This is a genomic window from Nisaea sp. (genome assembly GCF_039990255.1).
In the GTDB taxonomy this organism is placed as follows: domain Bacteria; phylum Pseudomonadota; class Alphaproteobacteria; order Thalassobaculales; family Thalassobaculaceae; genus Nisaea.
On sequence record NZ_JBDXGG010000004.1, the window covers coordinates 672,150 to 694,157 of the forward strand.

A 22,008-nucleotide genomic window follows, 5' to 3' on the forward strand; every position below is an offset into this window, starting at 1 on the left:
TAAAACTGGTTGGTTTACCCTGCTTCGGCGAGGCTCACTTCTCCATGACGCTGACGCTCTTCTTCCAGCAATTGGCGCTTGCGGGGCACGCCCCAGCGGTAGCCGGTCAGACTGCCGCCTGTCCCGACCGCCCGATGACAGGGAATGACAAGGGCGACGCGATTGCTCCCGCAGGCCCGCCCGACCGCCCGGGGCGCACCAGGCTTGCCGATGGCGTGTGCCAGCTCTCCATAGGTCCGCGTCTCGCCGTAGGGAACCTCCATCAGGGCTTCCCAGACCTGACGCTGGAACGCGGTCGCCTGGATGTCGAGCGGCAGTTTGATATCCGGCAGCCGTCCCTTCAGATGGGCGATCACGACCTCGGTGATCCTGCCGAGTGTGTCGTCGTCCCGCACGATTTCCGCTTTCGGGAATTCCTCACGAAGTTCCGCCTCAAGTTTTCCGGCATCCTCGCCGAGGGCAAGAAAGCAGATCCCGCTCTCCGTCGCGGCAATGAGAATTTGTCCGAGCGGGCTTGGGGCGAGTGTGAAGGCGATCACAGCGCCGCGCCCGCCCTTGCCATAGGTCGCAGGCGTCATGCCGAGTTGTCCGTGTGCTTTCTCGTAAAGTCTGCTTGAGGAACCATATCCCGCCCCGTAAAGCGCCGGGGAAACGGCCTCGCCCGATTTCAGGTTTTTACGCAGCCTGCCAACCCGACGGGCATCCCAGTACTGTCGCGGGGTCACGCCGGTCGCGGCCTTGAAAGTGCGTTGCAGGTGATAGGGGGAGAGACCAGTTGCGTCGGCCAGTTCGTCCAGGGTCGGCGCGGTTTCGTCGGCGGCGTCGAGCAGGGCGCATGCGGCTTCGACGGCTTCGCGGCGACGGGTTTCGGCTGCATCGGCGCCAAGGCATTTGCGGCAGGCCCGATAGCCGCCCGCCTCTGCTTCGGCGGCGCTGTCATAGAACTGGACGTTCTCGCGTTTCGGTCGTCGAGAGGAGCAACTTGGGCGGCAATAGATGCCTGTGGTTGTCACCGCATAGAAGAACGCGCCGTCTGCTGTTTTGTCGCGGGTCTCCACAGCATGCCAGCGCAACGCATCGTCAGTGAAACGGTTCGATTCAGGGGTTCCGATTGAACTCTTGTCCGGCATGGGTCCGGCCTCCTCGGTGACTTCGCCCATTTTATACTCTTTCGGCGCGGCTTCCGACTATCCGCGCCTTGCGCGGCAAGTCGGGTATTTCTGTCGCGGCAGGCTGACCGGAACAGAAAAAGCGAACAATTTATATTTTCAAATGAAAAGAAAAACTTAGCCGTGATTACTGCAACGAAAATGTCACGGTTCTTTCACCGTTCGGACCTTTGCCGGGAATAGGGTCGCCGCTCGTATTTCTTCCAATGGAGCCTCTTATGAAAGCGACCAAGACGATTTTCGCCGCTGCGGCCGGCCTCGCCATGCTCGGCGCCGGCGCCGCGAATGCGGCCACCGAAATCACCTTCTGGCATGCCATGGGGGGTGGTCTCGGTGAGACGGTCAACACCATCGCCAAGGACTTCAATGCGTCCCAGAGCGAGTACACGCTGACCCCGATCTACAAGGGCGGCTACGAAGAGACCATGACCGCCGGGATCGCGGCGTTCCGCGCCGGTGAAGCACCGAACATCATCCAGATCTTCGATGCCGGCTCCGCCACCATCATCAATGCCAAAGGCGCCGTTTATCCGGTCGCCAGCCTGCTGAACGAGAACGGCGTTCCGTTCCACGCCGAGGATTACATCTCCGGCGTCCGAAATTTCTACGCGGACAGCAAGGGCGACATGATCGGCATGCCGTTCAACAGCTCCACCCCGGTGCTTTATTACAACAAGGACGCGCTCGCCAAAGCCGGCGTGCAGCCGCCGAAGACCTGGGAAGATTTCGAGGAAATCGCGCCGAAGCTGAAGAAGGCCGGTTACATCGCCCTTTCCCAGTCCCACACCCCGTGGATCTTCTCCGAGAATTTCCACTCGCGGCACAACATCCCGCTGGCGAATGAAAATAACGGTTTCGATGGCGTTGCCACCAAGATCAACTACAACAACGAACACATGCGCATGCACTTCTCGAAGGCACGCGAGTGGCAGCAGGCCGGTTTGTTCGGATATTACGGCAGCAAGTGGGGCGACAACCAGAAGCCCTTCATCGACCAGGAAGTCGCCATGTGGCTCGGCTCCTCTGGCTCTTTCGGTGGTTTGAAGAGTGCTGCGAAATTCGACTTCGGCACCACCAACCTGCCGTACTGGAACAGCATCACCAAGGGTGAGGAATACACGACCTTCATCGGTGGCGCCGCGCTCTTTGCCTTCAGCGGCAAGGAAAAGGCCCAGAACGAAGGCGTTGCCAAGTTTTTTCAGTTCCTGACCAAGCCGGAAACCCAGTTCTTCTGGCACAAGGAAACCGGTTACGTGCCGATCACCAACGCCGCGTACACGCTGGCCAAGGAAACCGGTTACTACAAGGACGAGCCGGACGCCGAGGTCGGCATCCTGCAGCTGAGTCAGAAATCTGCGGAGAACAATAAGGGCTATCGCCTCGGCTACTACGTTCAGATCCGTGAAGTCATGAACCGCGAATATGACCAGGTCTTCGCCGGCAGCAAGTCTGTCGACGATGCCTTCGCGGCCATTGAGGACGGCGCCAACAAGCTTTTGGCCCGCTTCGCCAAGACGGTCCAGTAACGGGCATTTCTCATAAGAGCGGCGGCCGGTTTCGACCGTCCGCCGTTTTCCTGTTCCGGACAGTCAAGGGAAGTCGCCGATGAAACGGCAGCAATTCGACAGTCTTACACTGCCGTATCTGCTGATCGCGCCTCAGCTTGCGATCATCTTTGTTTTCTTCGTCTGGCCCGCGGCCCAGGCGATCTACCAGTCCTTCATGCTGGAAGACCCTTTCGGTCTGGCCAGCCAATTCGTCGGGTTCGACAATTTCACCGAGGTGATTTCGAACGAGCATTACGCCCGCTCGGCTCTCTTCACAGCGGTTTTTTCCGGGCTGGTGGCCTTTCTCTCCATGGCCGTCGCCCTGCTGCTCGCAGTCAAGGCGGACGGCATCCTGCATGGCCAGTCGGCCTACAAGATCATGCTGACCTGGGTCTATGCCGTGGCGCCCGCCGTTGCCGGCATGATGGGAACCTTCCTGTTCGACCGCAGTATCGGCCCACTCAATCATCTGTTCAATGCCACCGGCTGGCCCTTCAACCCGCAGCTTGATGTGTTCGACGCCTCAGTCACCGTCATCCTGGTTTCGGTCTGGAAGCAGATCAGCGTCAATTTCATCTATTTCCTTGCCGGCCTTCAGTCCATCCCGCGCGCCGTGCGCGAGGCGGCCCTAATCGACTGCCGCAACGGCTTCCGCCGGTTCTGGACCGTGACCCTGCCTCTCTTGGCACCGACCGGCTTCTTCGTGCTGGTGATCAACATTACCTATGCCTTCTTCGAGACCTTCGGTGTGATCGACACGATGACCCGCGGGGCTCCCGGCGGCGGCACGGCGACGCTGGTCTACAAGGTCTATCAGGACGGCTTTCTCGGCGCGGATATCGGCGGCAGTTCCGCCCAGTCCGTCATTCTCATGATCCTCGTGCTGGGGCTGACCATCGTGCAGTTCCGCGTGCTCGAGAAGCGCATCCATTACTGAGCCGGGGATCAAAATCATGCACCGCATCAAACTCACAGACCACTTGATCCTGATCCTCGGTGTGCTGTTTCTGCTGCTGCCGATCTGGGTGGTCTTCGCTTCCTCGACACACCGGCCAGAGACCCTTCTTGGACAGGGTTTGCAGTTCTGGGTAGGGGATTATTTCTGGGAAACCTACAGCGCGGTCCTGTTCGACAATACGGGCTTCACCCAGACCGTGAATGCCGTGCTGATGCTGAAGAACTCCCTGATCCTCGGCCTCGGATTCTCGGTTGGCAAGATCCTGATCTCGACCATCGCCGCCTATGCCATCGTCTATTTCCGGTTTCCGGCGGGCAGTTTCTTCTTCTGGATCATCTTCTCCTCCCTGCTGCTGCCGCTGGAGGTCCGGATCATCCCCTCCTACGAGGTGGTCTCCCAGCTTGGCATGCTGAATTCCTATACCGGCCTGATCCTGCCGCTGATCGCCTCGGCCACCGCGACCTTCTTCTTCCGCCAGTTCTACAAGTCCGTGCCGGAAGAGATCCTGGAAGCAGCAAGGATCGACGGTGCCGGACCATTCCGTTTCTTCGTCGATATCCTGCTGCCGCTGTCGAAAACCATGATCGCGGCGATCTTCATCATCATGTTCGTGGTCGGTTGGAACCAGTATCTCTGGCCCATCCTGATGACCACGGACGAGAGCTATTTCACGGTCGTCATGGGGATCAAGCAGATCCTGAACGATCTCGAAGGCAACCGTATCCCGCAATACAACAAGGCCCTCGCGCTTTCCTTCCTGGCGATGCTGCCCCCGGTCATGGTGGTGCTCATCTTCCAGCGGTGGTTCGTGAAGGGCCTCGTCGAATCCGAGAAATGAGGAACTGAGGATGGCCCAGGTCGCACTCAACACCGTCGAGAAAACCTATCCGAACGGCTTCAAGGCCATTCACGGGATCGATATCGACATTCAGGACGGAGAGTTCATCGCGCTTGTAGGCCCGTCAGGCTGCGGGAAATCGACCCTGCTCCGCATGGTGGCCGGGCTGGAAAGTATTTCCGGCGGGGATGTCTCCATCTCGGGCCGTCAGGTGAACATGCTGGAGCCGGCGGACCGGGACATCGCCATGGTGTTCCAGAACTACGCGCTCTACCCGCACATGACCGTTGAGGGCAACATGGCCTACGGGTTGAAGAACCGGGGCATGCCGAAGGACGAGATTGCCACGCGGGTGCGGAAGGCTGCCGAGATTCTGGAACTTTCACTGCTTCTCGACCGGCGCCCGCAGCAGCTTTCGGGCGGTCAGCGCCAGCGCGTCGCCATGGGTAGGGCCATCGTCCGTGAGCCCGCCGTCTTTCTGTTCGACGAGCCGCTCTCCAACCTGGATGCCAAGCTCCGCGTACAGATGCGGGTCGAAGTGAAGAAACTGCAACGCCAGCTCGGCACGACCAGCCTCTATGTCACCCATGATCAGGTCGAGGCCATGACGATGGCGGACCGGTTGGTGGTGATGAATGGAGGTATCGCCGAGCAGATAGGCACTCCGATCGAGGTTTATGACAGGCCGGCAAGCATGTTCGTCGCTGCTTTCATCGGCTCACCCTCGATGAACTTCATGCAAGGCACGGTCGAGAGCGGCGCGGCCGTGCTCGGCTCCGGTCAGCGCATCGGCCTTAACGGGCAGGCGAAGAACCTCACCGAGGGCCAGCCGGTGACGGTCGGCATCCGGCCGGAACATTTCCAGCTCTGCGGCGCAGGCGAGGGCGTTGAAGTGCGCGTCGATCTGGTCGAGCATCTGGGCGCGGAAACGCTGATGCATGGCACCGCACCCGGCAATGGCGACCTGACCACGGTCCGGCTTGCCGGACACCAGACGCTTTCGGGCGGTGACAGCATTCGGGTCAGAGTCGCACCGGAGCAGGTGCATCTGTTTGATACAGGGAGCGGCAAGCGGCTCTGATCTAGGCGCTGATTTTTGAAAGCAGGCGTTTCAGGTCTTCCCGCTCGGCTGTGTCGAGCGGCGCCAACAACTGTTCCTCGACCGTAAGATGGGACACGACGAGCGAGTCCGCCAGCGAGAAGCCGTCTTCGGTCAATGCGATCTTGAGGCTGCGTCTGTCTTTCGGGTCCGACCGGCGTTCGATCAGGCCGCGTTTTTCCAGACGGTCGAGCCGGTTGGTCATGGCCGAGGTTGATAGCATCATCTCGCCTGCCAGCTCGGACGGTGTGAGGGTTTCGCCTCTGCCCTGACGGCGCAGGGTTAGCAACACGTCGAATCCGGCACCATCCAGCCCGCCTTTCGCGGCAGTGCCTTCAATCGCTGTGCGGACCCTGTCATTCGCCCGCCGCAGCGCGCCGCAGACAGCCATAGGGGACGGATCCAGGTCGGGCCGTTCTCTCTTCCATTGCTGGAGGATCGTCTCCAGCGGAGCACCCTGCGTGGATTCCGCAGAAGATTTTACACGCGACTCTTGACTCATGGGTCTTCCGTCATCAAGTAATTCGATATCAAATTATCTGATGCCGTATAATCGTGCATCGAATGATGACAGCTTAAGACACCCGCTGCTGATTGTGAAGGACTTGCCCCATGAGTTATTTCCGTACAACGGACCATCCGATCGAACCGCTCTTTCTGGACAGATGGTCGCCGCGCAGTTTCGAGCCCGAAATCATGCCGGACGAAGACTTGCTGATCGTCCTCGAAGCGGCCCGGTGGGCGCCCTCCGCCTTCAATATTCAGCCGTGGCATTTCCTTTATGCGACCCGGAACGGCGCGCATTGGGACCGGTTCGTCGGCGTGCTGGACGATTTCAACAAGGCCTGGGCGCGCGACGCCTCCGTTCTGTTTGTCTTGCTCTCCGATACGCTCATGCAGGGGGACGGCACCAGGCCCGACCAGGTGTCTTCGGTAAACAGCTTCGATGCGGGGGCTGCCTGGGCCCATCTCGCGCTCCAGGCCACGGCGCGCGGCTACCACGCCCATGCAATGGCTGGGATTGACCGGGAGCAGGCCCGTGCGGCACTCGCCGTCCCGGACCGCTTCAAAATCGAAATCGCCATCGCGGTCGGCCGCAGGGGGGCGCCGGAGCGGCTGCCAGCTGCGCTGGCCGAGCGGGAGATGCCAAGCGACCGTAAGCCGCTGTCCCAGATTGCATCGCCGGGATCTTTCCCGCTGGCGGCAGCGCGCTAGGCCAGGAGGAGACCTTCAATGACGCAATCGCTTGACCATCCGGGAGAAGGCGCGCAACCAAGATCTATGTTTGCGAACCCGTCCCTGCTGCTGATCATGACCGGTGCCCTGATCGGGGTGAATTTCCCGCTTGGGAAAATCGCCGGGGATGCCGGTATCTCACCAATTCTCTGGGCCATGATCCCGTCGCTGGGGGTCGCGGCATTGATGCTGCCCGTGCTCGTCGTGCGGGGCGGGCTTCGGCGCCCGAATCGCGCGCTGGCGCGCTTTTCGATGATTGCGAGCCTGGTTTCGTACGTGATCCCGAATGTCATTCTCTTTGCCGTCATTCCGCATGCGGGTGCGGGCTATATGGGGCTGATGTTTGCCCAGTCGCCGGTTTTCACACTCGCTTTCTCGGCCCTGCTCGGTCTCAAGACACCGAACTGGCTCGGTCTTGCCGGAATCGCAGTCGGGCTGACAGGTGCGGCCATTGTCAGCCTGACCAGAGGCGCGGGTCCGGATGCACCGGATCTTTTCTGGATCCTGGCGGGCTTCGCTGTGCCGGCTGCGCTTGCTGTCGGCAATGTCTACCGAACCGTGGCCTGGCCGGAAAACACGTCGCCCGACGCGCTCGCCTTCTGGAGCCATGGGGCGGCGATTATCGCTTTTGTCGGGTTGCTGTTTCTGGTGGAGGGGGGGGTGCCGGTTGCCTCTCTGGCAGCCGTTCCCGAAGCGGCTCTGTTGCAGGCGGTGGCTGCTGCGGCGACTTTCCCGCTTTTCTTCCGGTTGCAGCATCTCGGCGGGCCGGTTCTCCTGAGCCAGATCGGTTATGTCGCCGCCAGTGTCGGTCTGGTAATTGCCACGCTGTTTCTTGATGAGCGCTACAGCCTTGCGACCTGGGCCGGTGCTCTGGTCATTGCCGTGGGGATCGGTCTGACCGTAATTGCACAGCGGCGCGGCTGACGCCTCTTAGATCCACGCGCTACAGGAGCGATCCGGAATCCGCTTCCGCACAGCGCGCGGGGACGCTATAGCTCGGCCATGACATTTGATCAGATCGCCATACTCGCCATCATTGTAGGGGCCCTTGCTGCCTTCATCTGGGGGCGGTACCGGATTGATCTCGTCGCTGTGGTGGCGCTGCTGCTGTCCGTGGCGGCCGGGGTCGTCGATCCGCTGACGGCTTTTGCCGGCTTCGGTCATCCTGCTGTCATTACGGTGGTGGCCGTGCTCGGTATGTCGGCGGCGCTGACCCGCTCCGGCGCGGTCGGTGTGATCGCGGAGCGTATCGCCCAGCGGAACAAGTCGGACCGGGCGAAGACCTTCTCGCTGATAGGGCTGGCCGGGCTGATGTCCAGCGTGATGAACAATGTCGGTGCGCTGGCGCTGTTGATGCCGATCACGCTGTCAGTGGCCCGCAAGGCCGGGCTTTCGCCGTCGCGGCTGCTGATGCCGTTGTCTTTCGCCTCGTTGCTGGGCGGCATGATTACACTGATCGGCACGCCGCCGAACATCATCATCGCTGACTATCGCCAAAAGGTTACGGGCGAGGCCTTCCAGATGTTCGACTTCCTGCCGGTCGGCCTCGCGGTCGCTGTTGTGGGCATTATCTATCTGGTTTTTATCGGTATCAGGCTGGTGCCGAACAGGCGCGCCAACGATGAGGGAAAACGCCTGTTCGAGCTTTCCAGCTATGTCACGGAGTTCAGGATTCCTGCCGATTCGCGGATGATCGGACAGAGCATCCGGGCGCTTGGCGAACGGGGCGAGGAGAGCGGCCGGCCGACCGTCCTTGCCATCTTGCGCGATAATGAGCGGCTGGTCCGTAGGCTGACCCGGCAGCCCCTTGCCGAAGGCGACCTTCTGCTGGCGCATGGCTCTGCCGAACAGATCGAGGCGGCGGTGCAGAAGGGCCTCGAGCTGATCGATGCCAAGGAACTCGATGCCATCAAGTCCGATATGGCGGAAGATGGAGAGCTCACCGTGGTCGAGGCGGTGATGCCGCCGCGCGCCTGGATCGAGGGCCGGAGTGCGGCCATGCTCCGGCTGCGTTCGCGCTACGGGCTGAACCTGCTCGGGGTGGCCCGTGGCGGGGCACCGATCAACACCCGGCTGCGGGATGTTCGGTTCCGGGCCGGTGATGTGCTGATGCTGCAGGGCGACAGCGACCAGATCTACGGCACGATTTCGTCCCTCGGCTGCCTGCCCCTGGCGCAACGCCAGATGAGCCTGGAGCGGCCGAAGATTCTGATTCCGGCACTGCTGTTTCTGGCCGCCATTGTGGCTGCCAGCCTTGGTATCCTGCCGGCAGCGGTGACGCTCGCGGGCGGCCTTGCGGCCATGGTGCTGTCCGACAATATCTCCATGAGCGAGGTCTATGACGCCATCGACTGGCAGATCGTGGTCTTGCTGGGGGCGATGATACCCGTCGGCACGGCGATGCACGAAACCGGGGCGGCTGGCCTGATCGCGGGAGCGATGGCGGGTGCCGTGGCGGACGTCTCGCTTTATCTGGTGCTGGCACTCCTGCTGCTTGTGACCATGTTCCTGACCGACATGATGAATAACGCGGCAACGGCGCTGGTCATGGCGCCAGTCGCGCTCGGCATCTCCGAGCAGCTCTCGGTCAATGCAGACCCGCTTCTGATGGCGGTTGCGATCGGGTCTTCCAGTGCCTTCCTGACGCCGATCGGGCACCAGAACAATCTGCTGGTGATGGGGCCTGCCGGGTACAAGTTCGGGGACTACTGGCGGGTCGGCCTGCCGCTCGACTTTCTGATTATGGCGGTGGCGGTTCCGCTGTTGCCCGTAGTCTGGCCGTTCTGAGGCCGGCACGCAGCTCACCCGAGGAACAACATGTCTGATCAAAAGACAGGAACCGGCCTCATCGATCCGGGACTGATTGTGCCGACCATCATGCTGGTCGGCCTTGGCGGCCTCTGGGGGCTGTCCTTCTCGTTGTCGAAAGTGGCGGCGATGGGAGGCGTGCATCCCTTTGCCTACGCCTGGATGCAATCCACCGGCGCGGCGCTGTTTCTCACCCTCGTCTGTTACCGCAAGGGCATCCCGTTCGATCTCAGCCGGAAGCATCTGGTTTTCTTCGCCGGTGCGGCGGTGATCGGCCTTGTGTTGCCGAACATCAACATCATTACGACAGCGAAATATATCCCGGCGGGTGTGATGAGCACGGTGGTCTCGACCGTGCCGGTGCTCGGCTACGTGCTGGCCGTCGGCCTCCGGATCGAGGGCTTTCGCTGGAACAGTGCGATTGGTATCGGCCTCGGCCTGGTTGGCGCCCTGCTGATGGTTCTGCCGAAAACCAGTCTGCCATCGCCAGAGATGGTGCCCTGGGTGCTGATCGCCTTCCTGACCCCGGCGCTCTATGCCTGCAGCGGCATCTTCAGCGACCGGATGCGGCCCGAAGGCACGCACTCGCTGGCAGCGGCGCGCGGCATGCTGATCGTGGCGTCCCTGGCGACACTCCCGCTGATGCTGGCGGTGGACGGCTTCTACCCGCTTATGGCCGACCCAGGCCCGACCGACTTCGCCATGCTCGGACAGATCTGCATCTCGTCCGTCGCCTACATCCTGTATTTCGAGATCCTGAAACGGGCCGGGCCGGTGTTTCTCAGCCTGGTGTCCTATGTCGTGACCCTGTTCGGGCTGTTCTGGGGCTGGGTGATATTCGGCGAGATCCATTCCGCCTGGATCTGGGCCTCCGTCGGCTGTGTCTTCACCTCGATGCTTCTGGTGAATATTGGGCGCCGGGCGCGCGAGGCATAGCGACCGGGCTAATTCCCTATTCTAATAAATACAATTTACAATAAAAAGTTGTGCTATTTTGCGCGAGCTTATCGTTTGTGTAAAAGGGTAGAGCAATGATGCGAAGTTGGTTTTCCGCAGCCTGTGCATTGTTATTTCTCGGTGGGTGCGCACTCTTCCCGCCTGCGATTCCGCCCTACGAGGCGCCGAAACGTACCGTCTGGTTGCACCAGAACTGGAGTAACGAAGCGCGCTTTTGGTTCCACCACGCAACCCAGGGCACCTCGACCCTTCCGGTTCCTTACGACTGGTTTGTTGCGCTTGAACAACCGCAGCTCTTTGCCATCGGAGCGGCGCCGCTGCTCTCTGATAAAGACTATCTCGCCCGGTTCGGATTTATCTCAAGTCCGCGCGGACCCTATTTCCAAGAGTCGGCGGACGCTTCGGCGAACGGATATGACTCGGCACGGGAAGGAAGATTTACAGTCCGATACGACCCGGAGGCATTTAATGGCAACCCCGACGGGCTGCCGGTGGGTTTTGCGCGCACCAAAGGCTACAAGGACCCGGTGACGGGCAATATGCTCCCGGATCAAATCGGTCTGACCTGCGCCGCCTGCCACACGGGGCAACTCACTTACAAGGGCGTGAATGTCCGGGTTGATGGCGGTCCGGCGGTGACCAATCTTGGTGACTTCCGCAAGGCGCTCGGCTTATCGCTCGCATATACAGCTCTGCTGCCCGGTCGCTTCGAGCGTTTTGCAGACCGTGTTCTTCCAAAAGGGCATGGAAAACCTGAACGTGCAGAGCTCAAGAAACAGTTTCTGGCTACCATTGAGAAGGTAGAAGCTCTCTCGAAACAGATGGCTCCTGGTCTGCGTGGCAGCATTGAGGAGGGCTTTGCCCGGCTCGATGCCTTAAATCGGATCGGGAACCAGGTGTTCTTCAATGACCTCGTCGGCACGAAGCAGGCGGGTTTCGATCCGGCAGTGAATGTCGCGCCGACCAATGCGCCGGTAAATTATCCGCAGATCTGGAGCACATCTTGGTTCGATTGGGTTCAATACGACGCCTCGATCATGCAACCGATGATCCGCAATGCGGGTGAGGCCCTTGGTGTTTCCGCGAATCTCAATCTGACGTCGCAAAAGGACCTGTACTGGTCGTCAGTCGCGGTGGAGGAAGTTTTTCGGATGGAAGAGCTTCTGGCTGGCCCGGACCCGCGTCCTAAAAAACAGTTCCAAGGTCTGCGTGCTCCGCAATGGCCGGGCGATATTCTGGGTCCAATCGACCCGTTGAAAGCGCGAAAGGGCGCGGCGCTCTATGTCGAGCATTGCTCTGGCTGTCACCGTCCGGCTCCGGACAGTGACGCGTTCTGGAGCGATACCTACTGGAAACCGATACCGGACGCGAAGGGCAGATATCTCGATGTTGCGGCGATCAATCTCGCGAAGGTTGGGACCGATCCTGCTCAGGCAAATGTCCTGCACGGCCGTAAGGTTAAAGTTCCAACCCTTCTTGGCGTGCCGAAGGCAATCTCCTCTGGCGGCATGACCTGCGGTGGCGAGCCTGGCACGGTTGTCGAAGAGGCAAGCTTCGCCTGGGCGCTGGCTTATGTCGTCGATCGAACGGTCGATTATTGGTACGACGCGCAGAAGCCGCCTGTGCCGCCCCGGAAAAGAATGGAAATGAATGGCGACCGACCGAATTGCGTGCGTGCCCCGCTGGCCTACAAGGCGAGGCCACTGAATGGTGTTTGGGCGACCGCGCCGTTTCTGCACAACGGCACAGTGCTCACGCTGTATGACCTGCTGAGTCCTCAGGGTGAACGTCCTAGAAACGTCTGCCTCGGTGACCGCGAATTCGATCCGGTGAAGGTTGGGATGCGTGGCAGGTGCGGTTGGGGTGTAACCAAAATAGACACGCGCGCCGCCGGGAATCTCAACAGCGGGCATTCTTTCGAAAACGAAAGCGGGCCCGGAGTCATCGGGCCCGCTTTTAGTGCAACCGAAAAGGCCGCACTGATTGAATATCTGAAGACGCTTTAAGCGGCTTTCGCCGGAAGGGCGAAATTCACGGCGTCCAGCTCGGAGACCAGCGAGGCGGCCTTGTCGGCCGGGAGCGGCATGAACGGGGCGCGGACGTTGCGCCAGCTTGCCTTGCCGCTGTTCTTCGCCAGCAGTTCCTTCAGCGCGGCGGCTGCCGGATAGTTCTGCAGGGTCAGGCGCTCACGGGTGAGCTGGTCCTGAAGCGCGTCGGCCTCGGCCGAGCCGGCTTTCCAGGCGCTATAGACCTTGGCGCAACCGCCGACCGTGACGTTGCCCGTCGCGGTGATGGTGCCGACGCCGCCGGCCTTGAGGGTGTCGAGCAGATAGCGCTCGGTGCCCGCGAAGACGTCGAAGCCCGGGAACTTTTCGGCCATCGCTTTCATGTTCTCGAAATCGCCGGAGCTGTCCTTGATACCGCAGACAGTGTTCGGGAATTCCTTCAGCATCCGGGCGATCAGCTCATGGCTGAACGGCACCGCGGACATTTGCGGGAAGTGATAGAGATAGACTTTCATCGCATCGCTGCCGATGGCCTCGAAAGTGCGGGAGAAGTGGGTGAACAGGCCCTCGTCGCTCGGGTTCTTGTAATAGAACGGCGGTAGCATCAGGACATGCTCGATACCGATATCGAGGGATGCTTTGGTCAGGGCGACCGTGTCCGGCAGGGCGCAGCAGCCGGTGCCGATCATCAGCTTGTCCTTCGGCAGATCGGACGCGTCGAGCTTCTCCAGGAAGGTCAGCCGCTCATCGAGGGACAGCGAGTTGGCTTCACCGGTGGTGCCGAACAGCAGCACGCCGTCGGCGCCGCTATCAAGCAGCCAGCGTGTATGGGCGAGGGTCAGGTCGGTATCGACCGATAGATCGTCGTTGAAGGCGGTCAGGCCGGCGGCCATAACACCCTTGATGCGCGGGCTCGAGCTCATGCGCGCTCTCCTTAGGTATGGAAGGGCAAAAAGAAGCCGGAGCTTAGTCCCGCACGGGATTCCATTCAAGCGAGTGCCGCACCACGATGCGGAAGAACAGGGGTGTCAAAGCGGCGTCAGCCCGCGATACGCGTTGTCAGATCCTTGGCGATCGCTTCCGGAGTGGCATCGAAGCCGAAATGACTGACATAGCGTCCGTTCGGCCCCATCACGTAGGTGATGGTGGAATGATCCATCAGATAGTCGCTGAATTCCTCGCTCTCGACCTTCTGGTAGAACACCCGGTAAGCCTTGGCGACATCCGCGATCTGCTCCGGCGTGCCGGTCAGGTAGTGGATCTTGTCGTGGAAATGCTGGCTGTAATCGCCGAGAGCGTTGGACGTATCCCGCGTGGGGTCGATGGTGATGAAGACTGGCTCGACCTTGTCCGCGACTTCCGGGTCCAGCATGTCGAGCGCCTGGGTCATGACCGTCAGCGTCGTCGGGCAGACATCAGGACAGTAGGTGTAGCCGAAAAAGACCAGCATATAATTGCCCTTGAGGTCCTCGTTCGACAGCGCTGCACCGGTCTCGTCGGTCAGGGTGAAGGGGCCGCCAACAAGACCGGCCGCGCTTTCCTGCCCGCTGATCCGGCCGCCATTGACGATCCAGTAGCCGGCGGTGATGGAGCCTGCAAGGGCAAGGCCGAGAAAGCCGACGAGAAAGAAGAAAGTCCGTTTCGACATGTTTGATCCGGGCGCTGGTTGATCAATTGATGGGGACTATAGGCTGCCATCTCAGAATTGCGAGAGTGTCTCGCGCAATTGTGCGGCCTCGGGCGAGGTGAAGCGGCGTTCGATCAGGATTTGCTTGGGAGAAGCGGCGGTGCGGTAAAACGCCTCATTCTTCTCCGGCTGTGTCTGGATCACGGCACCGTCGAGGGCGCCACCGCCGAACAGCCCCTTTGATTTCGAGAACGCAATGAAATCCGCGCCGAGCGATCCGGAGCTGGATGCCCCGACACCGCCGCCGACGGTACCCACCGCGATGCTGGCATCGGCGCCGAACTTAACCTGATCGCTCATCAGCGAGTTCAGACCCTTCTCCGTCATCACAACCAGCAGCACCTGCTTGGCCTCGACACCGATCTGCAATCCGATGCTGCCGGCCGCCAGTGAATAGAATGCAGGGTCGCTCCAGTCGCCGGAGGCCGTGCGGGCAAGCAATACGCCTTCGCCATATTCGCCGCCGACCACGAAACCGGCTTTAACAAGCTGGGGAATGATGAACACGCCTTTGGCCCGTTTCAGGTAGTCGCCAACCGGGCCGACCATGTTCTGGTCTTTGGTCAGGTCGATCAGGGTTGTCCGGGCCCGGTCGACTGTCATCGAGGCGTCTTCCGCCCGCGCCGGAGATCCGAAGAGGGTGGCCGCTAAAAGGATCGCCGCAAGAAAACCGTACCGCATGCCATGACTCCTCATCATTTGGCCGTGCATTGTGTCTCATAGATGGGACGCGATACCCGCTTTGTAAGGCTAAACACCGGCTCTGATATTGAGGCCGCGCACTCTCCACGGGGAAAGCGCGCCCGCGGCCTCTCCGCCTCTAGTGTGATCGGCAAGGCTGAGGGAAAGCGGAGCGATCTCCATCGCAAGCGCGTTTTCCGGCGTTATCCCGAGGATCGTTGCAATAATGGCGCGGATTGAGCCGCCATGGCCGATCAGCACGATATCCCGTGCCGGGTGCGTCTCGGTAAGGGTCGCAAAGGCGGCGGATGCCCGCGCCGCAAGATCGGCGAAACTTTCCCCCCCGGGAGGCCGGTTGCGGGCCGGATTGTCCCAGAAGGCCGCATAGTCTGCCGAGCCTTCCTGGCCAAGAGCATCGTGGGTCGTCCCCTCCCAGGCGCCGAAATCCTGTTCAGCGAAAGCCGCCTCCACGATCCGGTTCCGGGGAGCCAAACCGGCTGCTTCCAGCATCTCCGCAGTCTCGGTTGTTCGGCGCAGGGGGGTGGTGATCAGCAGGCTTTCCGCCGGAAGCCGGGCCGCGATCCGTTCGATCAGTGCGGGATCCTGTGGCAGCGCAGGCACATCCGTGCGCCCGTAGACGGTCCCTTTCTCCACATCTGCCGGAGCGTGGCGAAGAAGGTGCCAGCGGGTAGCCGTCATGCCGGCCAGCCGAAACCGGCAGCGCCGGCCGGGAGCATGGTCAGGGCAATCAGGACGAAACATTCGACGACCTGTTCGCTGCCGCCGAGGACATCGCCGGTATAGCCGCCAATCTGCCGCTTTGCGAGCAAGGCAGTCGCGCCTCCGGCAAGCGCCGCAGCGGCCAGGGCGGCTATGAAACCGGTGCCGGGCAGCAGGGAGTAGGACAGCACGGTGCCGAGTGCCAGACAGAGTCCTGTGGTTACTGGTTTCGCCCGGCCTGCGCCACTGCCGAGCCCGGTGGCGGTCGCCGGGGCGAGACAATAGGCGATTGGCAGGATCGCCATGCGCCCAAGAACATGCGCTGCCATGAGGCCAACCGCCGCGAGCCACGGCGCGGCGATGGCGAGATTGGCAAGGCAGGCGGCCTTAATGCCGGTGGAGATGACAACGGCCAGCACGCCATAGGAGCCGACACGGCTGTCCCGCATGATCTCGATTTTTCGTTCTTTCGTGCCGCCGCCACCGAACCCGTCCGCCAGATCGGCAAGACCGTCTTCGTGCAACGCCCCTGTGAACAAGGCAGTGAGAGCAAGGGCGATCAGGGATGCCGCGAGCAGGGGTATGCCCGCATGGGCGCACAGCCAAAGCGTACCGCCGCCAAACGCGCCGACGAACAGCCCGACCAGCGGGAAAGCCCAGCCGGTATGCATCAGCGGACGGTCGCCCCGTACCGGCGCCGGCACAGGCAGTCGGGTCAGGAACATGAGGGCGTGAAGCATGTCGTCCGCCCACCATGGGCGCCAGACCGAAGACGGTTTTTTGCTCGCCATGACTGCCTGAATCCTGTCCATCCAATCCGTTCTACGCCGCCTCTCGGCGTCGTCCCCGGACTATGCACAGGGGCGGATCGCCTGTATAGGGGGCGGCATTCCAAAGAACAGTCCCGTGTGATGATCCATGAGCGACGAACGTTTTTCGCCTGAGAATGCGACCTTCGATGAGATCCGCGGCCTGTTCCGCACCCTGCCTCCGGCTGACCTCGAGGCGGGCACTGCGGCGGTCAGTCGAGAGGCCCAACTGACTAAGCCCTCCGGCTCGCTCGGCCGGCTTGAGGAGCTGACGCGCTGGATTGCGGCCTGGCAAGGGAAGTACCCGCCGACCATCGAGCATCCCCGGATCTGTGTCTTCGCCGCCAATCACGGAGTAACTGCCAAGGGTGTCTCCGCCTATCCGGCCGATGTCACCGCGCAGATGGTGCAGAACTTCATCTCCGGCGGGGCCGCGGTGAACCAGCTTGCCCAGCTTTTCGATGCCGATCTCCGGGTCTACGAGATGGCGCTTGATCAGCCGACAGCGGATTTCACCGAAGAAGTGGCAATGGAAGATGGCGACTGCGCCAAAGCCATGGCCTACGGCATGATGGGCGTGGAGCCGGGCATTGACCTGCTCTGCCTCGGTGAGATGGGGATCGGCAATTCGACCTCTGCCGCCGCAATCTGCCACGCGCTCTACGGCGGCACCGCTGAAGACTGGACCGGTCCAGGCACCGGCGTCACCGGCGACGCCTTCAGTGCCAAGGTGAAGGCGGTGGCCGATGGTGTTGCCCTGCACAAGGCACGGACCGAGGACCCGCTCGAACTTTTCGCCGCCGTTGGCGGGCTTGAGCTTGCGGCAATCGCAGGTGCGGTGCTGGCAGCCCGGATGGCGCGGGTGCCGGTGTTGCTGGACGGGTATGCCTGCACAGCTGCCGCCGCTGTGCTTCATGCCGCCGATCCGCGCAGCATCGAGCATTGTCAGGTCGCCCATTGTTCCGCTGAGCCGGGCCACAGGTTGCTGCTGGAGAAGATTGGCAAGGAGCCGATCCTTGATCTCGGAATGCGGCTGGGGGAAGGCTCCGGCGCGGCGCTGGCCATTGGTATCCTGAAATCGGCGGTGGCCTGCCACACTGGCATGGCGACTTTCGCCGACGCCGGTGTCAGCGGGCCGGCCTGACGGTTCCGTTCTTTTTCGGGGAGTTCCAATGCCAAAGCCGTGGCGCGTTCTTGAAAGCCGGATCGAATACCGCGACCGGTACCTGTCCCACCGCATGGACAAGTGCGAGACGCCGCACGGTCAGATCGTTGATCCCTACCATGTGATCGAGCTGCCGAACTGGGTAAATATGGTTGCCGTGACCGAGGACCATCAGGTGTTGATGGTGCGGGAATATAGGCATGGTATCGGCGAAGTGCTTTTGGGTCTGCCCAGCGGGACCGTCGATCCGGGCGAGACCGAGCCGATGGGCACGGCCAAGCGGGAGCTGCGGGAGGAGACCGGTGCCGAGGCTCCGCACTGGATACAGACGGGCCGGATGTATCCGAACGCTGCCGTGATGACCAATACCTGTTTCAGCTTCCTTGCCGTTGGTGCTCGAGTGACCGGTGCAACCAACTTCGACGATGCCGAGGATATCGAGACCGTCCCGGTGCCGATCGAGGATCTCTACAGCCAGTTGCTGGCCCGCAGTTTGATGATGTCAGCGATGCATCTGGTGAACCTGCACGAATCCGGCCTTTACATCATGACCTCCGGCGACCCTCTTGTGGCGGGCCTGCGTGCGAAGCTGGCGCCGCTCTACGCGCTGACCTGACCTACTCGCCAACCTGAAGAAGGCGGCCTTCCTTGCGGGCGCTGCGGTAGGCCACCCAGAAGACGCCCGCACCAATCACAAAATAGACGACATTCATCATCATCGCTCCGGCAAGCAGGTCGAGCCTGAAAGTGCCATCGAACATAACCGCGCGCATGCCTTCGAAGACATAAGCGGAGGGTGTGGCCCATGCGACCATTTGGAGCCATTCGGGCATCACCGAGACCGGGTAATAGACTGCAGAGATCGGCGCGAAGGCGAAGACCAGCACCCAGGCAAGGCTTTCGGCGCCAAGTCCGAAACGCAGGATGATGCCGATCACCGCCATGGCGATGCCCCATGCCATGAAAAACAGGCAAGCCATGAAGGCGAACAATGCCGGGCCGATCGAGAAAATGGAAAAATCATAAAAGACGATGGCCAGCAGGGCCGGGGGCAGGGCGCCGATCAGCGTGCGTACCAGGCTCATCACCATCAGCGTGATGATGAATTCATGTGGCCGGAGCGGGCTGACGAACAGGTGGCCGAGATTGCGCGACCACATTTCCTCCAGGAAACAGAGCGAGAATCCCATCTGGCCCCGGAACAGAACATCCCAGAGCAGCACGCCTGCCAGCAGCACCCCGGCGGCCTGTGCAACCCAGCTCGACTGGTCGAGGAAGAATTTCGTAACGAAACCCCACTGGATCATCTGCATGGTCGGCCAGTAGGCCATTTCCAGCAGGCGCGGCCAGGATCCGCGCATCAGGTAGAAATAGCGCAGTACCATTGCGTGGATGCGGCCGACGTTGAACAGGGACGCTGGCGGCGGGGTGAAATCGAGATCCGCGCTCATGCCGCTCCCCTGCCCGTACCACCGCCATTCGCTGCCGCCCCCGTCTGCCGGGCAACGTCAAGAAAGACTTCATCCATGGTCTGGCGTCCATACTTTGATAACAGGTCGGACGGGCTGCCCCGGTCGACAATCGTTCCCTGCCGCATCATCAGCACATCGCTGCATAACCGCTCTACCTCCTGCATGTTGTGCGAGGCGAGCAGGATGGTCGCACCAGTGTCGCGTTGATAATCCTCAAGGTATCCCCGGATCCAGTCGGCGGTATCCGGATCGAGCGAGGCGGTCGGCTCGTCAAGAAGCAGGACACGCGGCTTGTTGATCAGCGCCTTGGCGAGCGCGACGCGGGTTTTCTGTCCGGCGGAGAGCTTGCCCGATGGCCGGTTCAGGAACTCTGTCATGTGAAGCTGTTCGGCCATTTCAGCAATGCGCGCATTCGGCTCCGGCACCGAATAGAGCCCGGCATAAATCCGCAGGTTCTCGCGCACGGTCAAACGGTGCGGCAGATCCACATAGGGCGAGGAGAAATTCATGTAAGGCAAAGCGCGGTAGCGATCCGTCGCCATATCGCAGCCAAGAATCGATACACTGCCGCCGCTCGGCTCCAGAAGGCCCAGCATCATCGTGATCGTGGTCGTCTTTCCCGCCCCGTTACCGCCGAGCAGGCCGATAGTAATTCCAGCTTTGACCGAGAAACTGACCCCGCGCACAGCGTTAATTTCACCGTAGCGTTTGGTCAGGTCTCGAACCTCGATGACCGTCTTGCTCATGCTGTCGTGCTCGTGGGAGTTCGTTCGGATATGCCTAAATCAGCGTCGCGACCTTAGCCTGCGCCGTGCTACTGGACAATGACGCAATCGGCCGCAGGTTTTTGGAAAGGCATTGGAGGTGACGCCGCGTGACTGATGAGCGGAGTAGCACTGGGAACTTCGAGGGCCGTTTCACCTTTCGTGACGGCCTTGGACCGGCTGGCGCCCGGACCCTGACGAGGATCCGTTGGGTGGCGCTGATGGGGCAGCTAACCAGTCTGCTCGTTGTGCATTTCGGCCTCGGCTTCCCGTTGCCGCTGGAAATCGCCCTCGGCATCGTGGCGTCCGGCGCGCTCTATAATATCGTCATCCAGGCGGTGCGGCAGTCAGGCCGGGCACTGACCACGCGGGCGGCGGCCTTCGGGCTCGCCTTTGATATCGCCCAGCTCGGCTATCTACTGTACTGGACCGGCGGACTGGAAAATCCGTTCGCGATGATGTTGATAGCGCCGGTGACCATCTCCGCCACGATATTATCCGGCGCGGCGACGGTCTGGCTGAGCTTCCTCGCATTGGTCTCCGCCTCTGTGCTTGCTGTGGTGCATCAGCCTTTACCCTGGGCTCCTGCGGGCCTGAAGTTGCCGAGTGTTTATGTGTTCGGCCTGTGGATGGCGATCGTCATCGCGACCCTGTTCATCGCCGGTTACACATATCGGGTCAGCCGGGATGCACGACGCATGTCTGATGCTCTCGGCGCGACCCGGCTGGCGCTGTCCCGTGAGCAGCAACTCTCGGCACTTGGTGGGTTAGCGGCGGCGGCGGCACATGAGCTCGGCACGCCGCTCAGCACTATTGCTGTCGTTGCCCGCGAATTGCGCAAGGATCTGCCGAAAGACAGCGAATGGGGCGAGGATGTCGACCTGTTGCTGAGCGAGACGGCGCGGTGCCGCGACATCTTGACCCAACTCTCCCGTCGGCCCGATCAGGAAACGATGGGTCCGTTCAAGTCCATGCCCTTTAGTGCCATGGTCGAAGCGGCGGCCACACCGTACCAGCGGGACGAGGTCGTGATCATCATCGAACAGCACGGACCGGACGGTGCGTTCGACCTGGCGACGGATGAGGGCGCCACTATGGTGGACCAGCCGCGGGTGGTGCTGACGCCGGAAATGAATCAGGGCATCGGCACTCTGGTCCAGAACGCGGTCCAGTTCGCGGCGGAAACTGTGGAGATTACGGTCTATTGGGATGAGGTGAAGGCCTCCGTCATCATCGAGGATGATGGACCGGGCTTTTCTCCTTTGGTACTGGACCGGCTTGGCGAGCCCTATGTCTCCAGCCGGGCCGGAAAAGATGGGCACATGGGACTTGGTATCTTTATCGCAAAGACCCTGCTGAAGCGTGGCGGGGCTTCGCTTTCCTTTTCAAACCGTGCCGAAGGGGGCGCCCGGCTGACGATGCAATGGTCCCGTGGTGATCTTGAAGCCGCGTGAGCGCAACTTGACCGAAAGCAGATTTCCCAGCATAAGCCAGCAAGCTGCAGACCGGCCCCGAAAGGCGGAGGTACTTGGTGACAGACGATCAGATTTCAGGTGACGAACTCCCCAAGCTTCTGGTGCTTGATGATGACGAGCCGTTTCGCAACCGGCTTGTCCGGGCGATGGAAAAGCGCGGCTTTGCCGTAACCAGCGCAAGTTCGGTGGCCGAGGGCCTGCAAGCGGTGCGCGACGGTGCGCCATCCCATGCCGTGCTCGACATGCGCCTGACGGATGGGAGCGGGCTCGATGTGGTGGCCGCTCTGCGGGACGCCAATCCTGATGCCCGCATTATCATGCTGACGGGCTACGGCAATATCGCTACCGCTGTCGCCGCCGTGAAAGCGGGAGCGGTGGATTATCTGCCGAAGCCGGCGGATGCCGATGCAATCGCCGCCGCATTGCTGGATCACGAAGAGGCTCTGCCGCCGCCACCGGACAATCCGATGTCGGCCGACCGGGTGCGCTGGGAGCATATTCAGCGGGTGTTCGAGCAATGCGGCCGGAATGTTTCGGAAACAGCTCGCCGCTTGCGCATGCACCGCCGTACCCTGCAGAGAATCCTGAACAAGCACGCGCCGCGCGGTTAAGCACCG

22 protein-coding genes are annotated in these 22,008 nt (G+C 61.4%); 13 read left to right on the forward strand and 9 right to left on the reverse strand.

Annotation, left to right across the window (positions count from 1 at the left end):
• Window positions 1-14 precede the first annotated feature (14 nt).
• Window positions 15-1,160: a bifunctional DNA-binding transcriptional regulator/O6-methylguanine-DNA methyltransferase Ada gene (gene ada, locus ABJ076_RS03910; RefSeq protein ID WP_348186149.1), complete on the reverse strand. Its 1,146-nt coding sequence runs from the start codon at window positions 1,158-1,160 to the stop codon at window positions 15-17.
• A gap of 227 nt (window positions 1,161-1,387) precedes the next feature.
• Here ada and ABJ076_RS03915 point away from each other — a divergent pair, with 227 nt between their 5' ends.
• From ABJ076_RS03915 to ABJ076_RS03930, 4 genes are all read left to right on the forward strand, one after another.
• Window positions 1,388-2,695, forward strand: coding sequence for an extracellular solute-binding protein (locus ABJ076_RS03915; RefSeq protein ID WP_348186147.1), 1,308 nt, complete (start codon window positions 1,388-1,390; stop codon window positions 2,693-2,695).
• A 79-nt stretch (window positions 2,696-2,774) separates the two neighbouring features.
• Window positions 2,775-3,653: a sugar ABC transporter permease gene (locus ABJ076_RS03920; RefSeq protein WP_348186145.1), complete on the forward strand. Its 879-nt coding sequence runs from the start codon at window positions 2,775-2,777 to the stop codon at window positions 3,651-3,653.
• Between the two features lie 16 nt (window positions 3,654-3,669).
• Window positions 3,670-4,512, forward strand: coding sequence for a sn-glycerol-3-phosphate ABC transporter permease UgpE (gene ugpE, locus ABJ076_RS03925; protein ID WP_348186143.1), 843 nt, complete (start codon window positions 3,670-3,672; stop codon window positions 4,510-4,512).
• A 10-nt stretch (window positions 4,513-4,522) separates the two neighbouring features.
• A complete protein-coding gene (locus ABJ076_RS03930; protein WP_348186141.1) occupies window positions 4,523-5,593 on the forward strand; it encodes a sn-glycerol-3-phosphate import ATP-binding protein UgpC in 1,071 nt (356 codons plus the stop codon).
• 1 nt (window position 5,594) lies between these two features.
• Here ABJ076_RS03930 and ABJ076_RS03935 read toward each other — a convergent pair whose 3' ends face one another.
• Window positions 5,595-6,113, reverse strand: coding sequence for a MarR family transcriptional regulator (locus ABJ076_RS03935; protein ID WP_348186139.1), 519 nt, complete (start codon window positions 6,111-6,113; stop codon window positions 5,595-5,597).
• Window positions 6,114-6,223: 110 nt separating this feature from the next.
• On the opposite strand from ABJ076_RS03935, the gene ABJ076_RS03940 reads away from it, so the two are divergent.
• From ABJ076_RS03940 to ABJ076_RS03960, 5 genes are all read left to right on the forward strand, one after another.
• Window positions 6,224-6,826 carry a nitroreductase family protein gene (locus tag ABJ076_RS03940; RefSeq protein ID WP_348186137.1) on the forward strand — a complete coding sequence of 201 codons (603 nt, stop codon included), beginning with the start codon at window positions 6,224-6,226 and terminating at the stop codon, window positions 6,824-6,826.
• A gap of 18 nt (window positions 6,827-6,844) precedes the next feature.
• Entirely contained in the window at window positions 6,845-7,771 is a 927-nt protein-coding gene (locus tag ABJ076_RS03945; RefSeq protein ID WP_348186135.1) for a DMT family transporter, read from the forward strand.
• Window positions 7,772-7,849: 78 nt separating this feature from the next.
• On the forward strand, window positions 7,850-9,634 hold the full coding sequence (locus ABJ076_RS03950) for an SLC13 family permease (protein ID WP_348186133.1): 1,785 nt from the start codon (window positions 7,850-7,852) through the stop codon (window positions 9,632-9,634).
• Window positions 9,635-9,664: 30 nt separating this feature from the next.
• Window positions 9,665-10,591, forward strand: a complete 927-nt coding sequence (locus ABJ076_RS03955; protein ID WP_348186131.1) for a DMT family transporter — start codon at window positions 9,665-9,667, stop codon at window positions 10,589-10,591.
• A 95-nt stretch (window positions 10,592-10,686) separates the two neighbouring features.
• Entirely contained in the window at window positions 10,687-12,618 is a 1,932-nt protein-coding gene (locus tag ABJ076_RS03960; RefSeq protein WP_348186129.1) for a di-heme-cytochrome C peroxidase, read from the forward strand.
• Here ABJ076_RS03960 and ABJ076_RS03965 read toward each other — a convergent pair.
• From ABJ076_RS03965 to cobS, 5 genes are all read right to left on the reverse strand, one after another.
• A complete protein-coding gene (locus ABJ076_RS03965; RefSeq protein ID WP_348186127.1) occupies window positions 12,615-13,541 on the reverse strand; it encodes a dihydrodipicolinate synthase family protein in 927 nt (308 codons plus the stop codon). The genes ABJ076_RS03960 and ABJ076_RS03965 overlap by 4 nt on opposite strands.
• A 116-nt stretch (window positions 13,542-13,657) precedes the next feature.
• Window positions 13,658-14,266: an SCO family protein gene (locus tag ABJ076_RS03970; RefSeq protein WP_348186125.1), complete on the reverse strand. Its 609-nt coding sequence runs from the start codon at window positions 14,264-14,266 to the stop codon at window positions 13,658-13,660.
• 51 nt (window positions 14,267-14,317) lie between these two features.
• Window positions 14,318-14,986: a lipid-binding SYLF domain-containing protein gene (locus ABJ076_RS03975; RefSeq protein ID WP_348186123.1), complete on the reverse strand. Its 669-nt coding sequence runs from the start codon at window positions 14,984-14,986 to the stop codon at window positions 14,318-14,320.
• 69 nt (window positions 14,987-15,055) lie between these two features.
• Window positions 15,056-15,685: a histidine phosphatase family protein gene (locus ABJ076_RS03980; protein WP_348186121.1), complete on the reverse strand. Its 630-nt coding sequence runs from the start codon at window positions 15,683-15,685 to the stop codon at window positions 15,056-15,058.
• Window positions 15,682-16,497, reverse strand: a complete 816-nt coding sequence (cobS, locus tag ABJ076_RS03985) for an adenosylcobinamide-GDP ribazoletransferase (RefSeq protein ID WP_348186119.1) — start codon at window positions 16,495-16,497, stop codon at window positions 15,682-15,684. Before cobS ends, ABJ076_RS03980 begins: the two co-directional genes overlap by 4 nt.
• A 127-nt stretch (window positions 16,498-16,624) precedes the next feature.
• Here cobS and cobT point away from each other — a divergent pair, with 127 nt between their 5' ends.
• Together cobT and ABJ076_RS03995 are read left to right on the forward strand one after the other, a co-directional pair.
• On the forward strand, window positions 16,625-17,659 hold the full coding sequence (cobT, locus tag ABJ076_RS03990) for a nicotinate-nucleotide--dimethylbenzimidazole phosphoribosyltransferase (protein WP_348186117.1): 1,035 nt from the start codon (window positions 16,625-16,627) through the stop codon (window positions 17,657-17,659).
• Window positions 17,660-17,687: 28 nt separating this feature from the next.
• Window positions 17,688-18,296: an NUDIX hydrolase gene (locus ABJ076_RS03995; protein ID WP_348186115.1), complete on the forward strand. Its 609-nt coding sequence runs from the start codon at window positions 17,688-17,690 to the stop codon at window positions 18,294-18,296.
• 1 nt (window position 18,297) lies between these two features.
• Here ABJ076_RS03995 and ABJ076_RS04000 read toward each other — a convergent pair whose 3' ends face one another.
• Both ABJ076_RS04000 and ABJ076_RS04005 read right to left on the reverse strand, forming a co-directional pair.
• On the reverse strand, window positions 18,298-19,131 hold the full coding sequence (locus tag ABJ076_RS04000) for an ABC transporter permease (protein WP_348186113.1): 834 nt from the start codon (window positions 19,129-19,131) through the stop codon (window positions 18,298-18,300).
• Window positions 19,128-19,898, reverse strand: a complete 771-nt coding sequence (locus ABJ076_RS04005; RefSeq protein WP_348186111.1) for an ABC transporter ATP-binding protein — start codon at window positions 19,896-19,898, stop codon at window positions 19,128-19,130. Before ABJ076_RS04005 ends, ABJ076_RS04000 begins: the two co-directional genes overlap by 4 nt.
• Before the next feature lie 128 nt (window positions 19,899-20,026).
• On the opposite strand from ABJ076_RS04005, the gene ABJ076_RS04010 reads away from it, so the two are divergent.
• Together ABJ076_RS04010 and ABJ076_RS04015 are read left to right on the forward strand one after the other, a co-directional pair.
• Window positions 20,027-21,370, forward strand: a complete 1,344-nt coding sequence (locus tag ABJ076_RS04010) for an ActS/PrrB/RegB family redox-sensitive histidine kinase (protein ID WP_348186109.1) — start codon at window positions 20,027-20,029, stop codon at window positions 21,368-21,370.
• 77 nt (window positions 21,371-21,447) lie between these two features.
• Window positions 21,448-22,002, forward strand: coding sequence for an ActR/PrrA/RegA family redox response regulator transcription factor (locus tag ABJ076_RS04015; protein ID WP_348186107.1), 555 nt, complete (start codon window positions 21,448-21,450; stop codon window positions 22,000-22,002).
• Window positions 22,003-22,008 lie beyond the last annotated feature (6 nt).

Coding starts and splice junctions, on each gene's coding strand:
- ABJ076_RS03930 (WP_348186141.1), top strand. CDS start 4,523: ATGGCCCAGGTCGCACTCAACACCGTCGAGAAAACCTATCCGAACGGC.
- ugpE (WP_348186143.1), top strand. CDS start 3,670: ATGCACCGCATCAAACTCACAGACCACTTGATCCTGATCCTCGGTGTG.
- cobS (WP_348186119.1), bottom strand. CDS start 16,497: ATGGCGAGCAAAAAACCGTCTTCGGTCTGGCGCCCATGGTGGGCGGAC.
- ABJ076_RS04005 (WP_348186111.1), bottom strand. CDS start 19,898: ATGAGCAAGACGGTCATCGAGGTTCGAGACCTGACCAAACGCTACGGT.
- ABJ076_RS03965 (WP_348186127.1), bottom strand. CDS start 13,541: ATGAGCTCGAGCCCGCGCATCAAGGGTGTTATGGCCGCCGGCCTGACC.
- ABJ076_RS03960 (WP_348186129.1), top strand. CDS start 10,687: ATGATGCGAAGTTGGTTTTCCGCAGCCTGTGCATTGTTATTTCTCGGT.
- ABJ076_RS03955 (WP_348186131.1), top strand. CDS start 9,665: ATGTCTGATCAAAAGACAGGAACCGGCCTCATCGATCCGGGACTGATT.
- ABJ076_RS03950 (WP_348186133.1), top strand. CDS start 7,850: ATGACATTTGATCAGATCGCCATACTCGCCATCATTGTAGGGGCCCTT.
- ABJ076_RS03995 (WP_348186115.1), top strand. CDS start 17,688: ATGCCAAAGCCGTGGCGCGTTCTTGAAAGCCGGATCGAATACCGCGAC.
- ABJ076_RS03945 (WP_348186135.1), top strand. CDS start 6,845: ATGACGCAATCGCTTGACCATCCGGGAGAAGGCGCGCAACCAAGATCT.
- ABJ076_RS03920 (WP_348186145.1), top strand. CDS start 2,775: ATGAAACGGCAGCAATTCGACAGTCTTACACTGCCGTATCTGCTGATC.
- ABJ076_RS03915 (WP_348186147.1), top strand. CDS start 1,388: ATGAAAGCGACCAAGACGATTTTCGCCGCTGCGGCCGGCCTCGCCATG.
- ABJ076_RS03975 (WP_348186123.1), bottom strand. CDS start 14,986: ATGCGGTACGGTTTTCTTGCGGCGATCCTTTTAGCGGCCACCCTCTTC.
- ABJ076_RS03940 (WP_348186137.1), top strand. CDS start 6,224: ATGAGTTATTTCCGTACAACGGACCATCCGATCGAACCGCTCTTTCTG.
- ABJ076_RS03970 (WP_348186125.1), bottom strand. CDS start 14,266: ATGTCGAAACGGACTTTCTTCTTTCTCGTCGGCTTTCTCGGCCTTGCC.
- ABJ076_RS04000 (WP_348186113.1), bottom strand. CDS start 19,131: ATGAGCGCGGATCTCGATTTCACCCCGCCGCCAGCGTCCCTGTTCAAC.
- ABJ076_RS03980 (WP_348186121.1), bottom strand. CDS start 15,685: ATGACGGCTACCCGCTGGCACCTTCTTCGCCACGCTCCGGCAGATGTG.
- ada (WP_348186149.1), bottom strand. CDS start 1,160: ATGGGCGAAGTCACCGAGGAGGCCGGACCCATGCCGGACAAGAGTTCA.
- ABJ076_RS03935 (WP_348186139.1), bottom strand. CDS start 6,113: ATGAGTCAAGAGTCGCGTGTAAAATCTTCTGCGGAATCCACGCAGGGT.
- cobT (WP_348186117.1), top strand. CDS start 16,625: ATGAGCGACGAACGTTTTTCGCCTGAGAATGCGACCTTCGATGAGATC.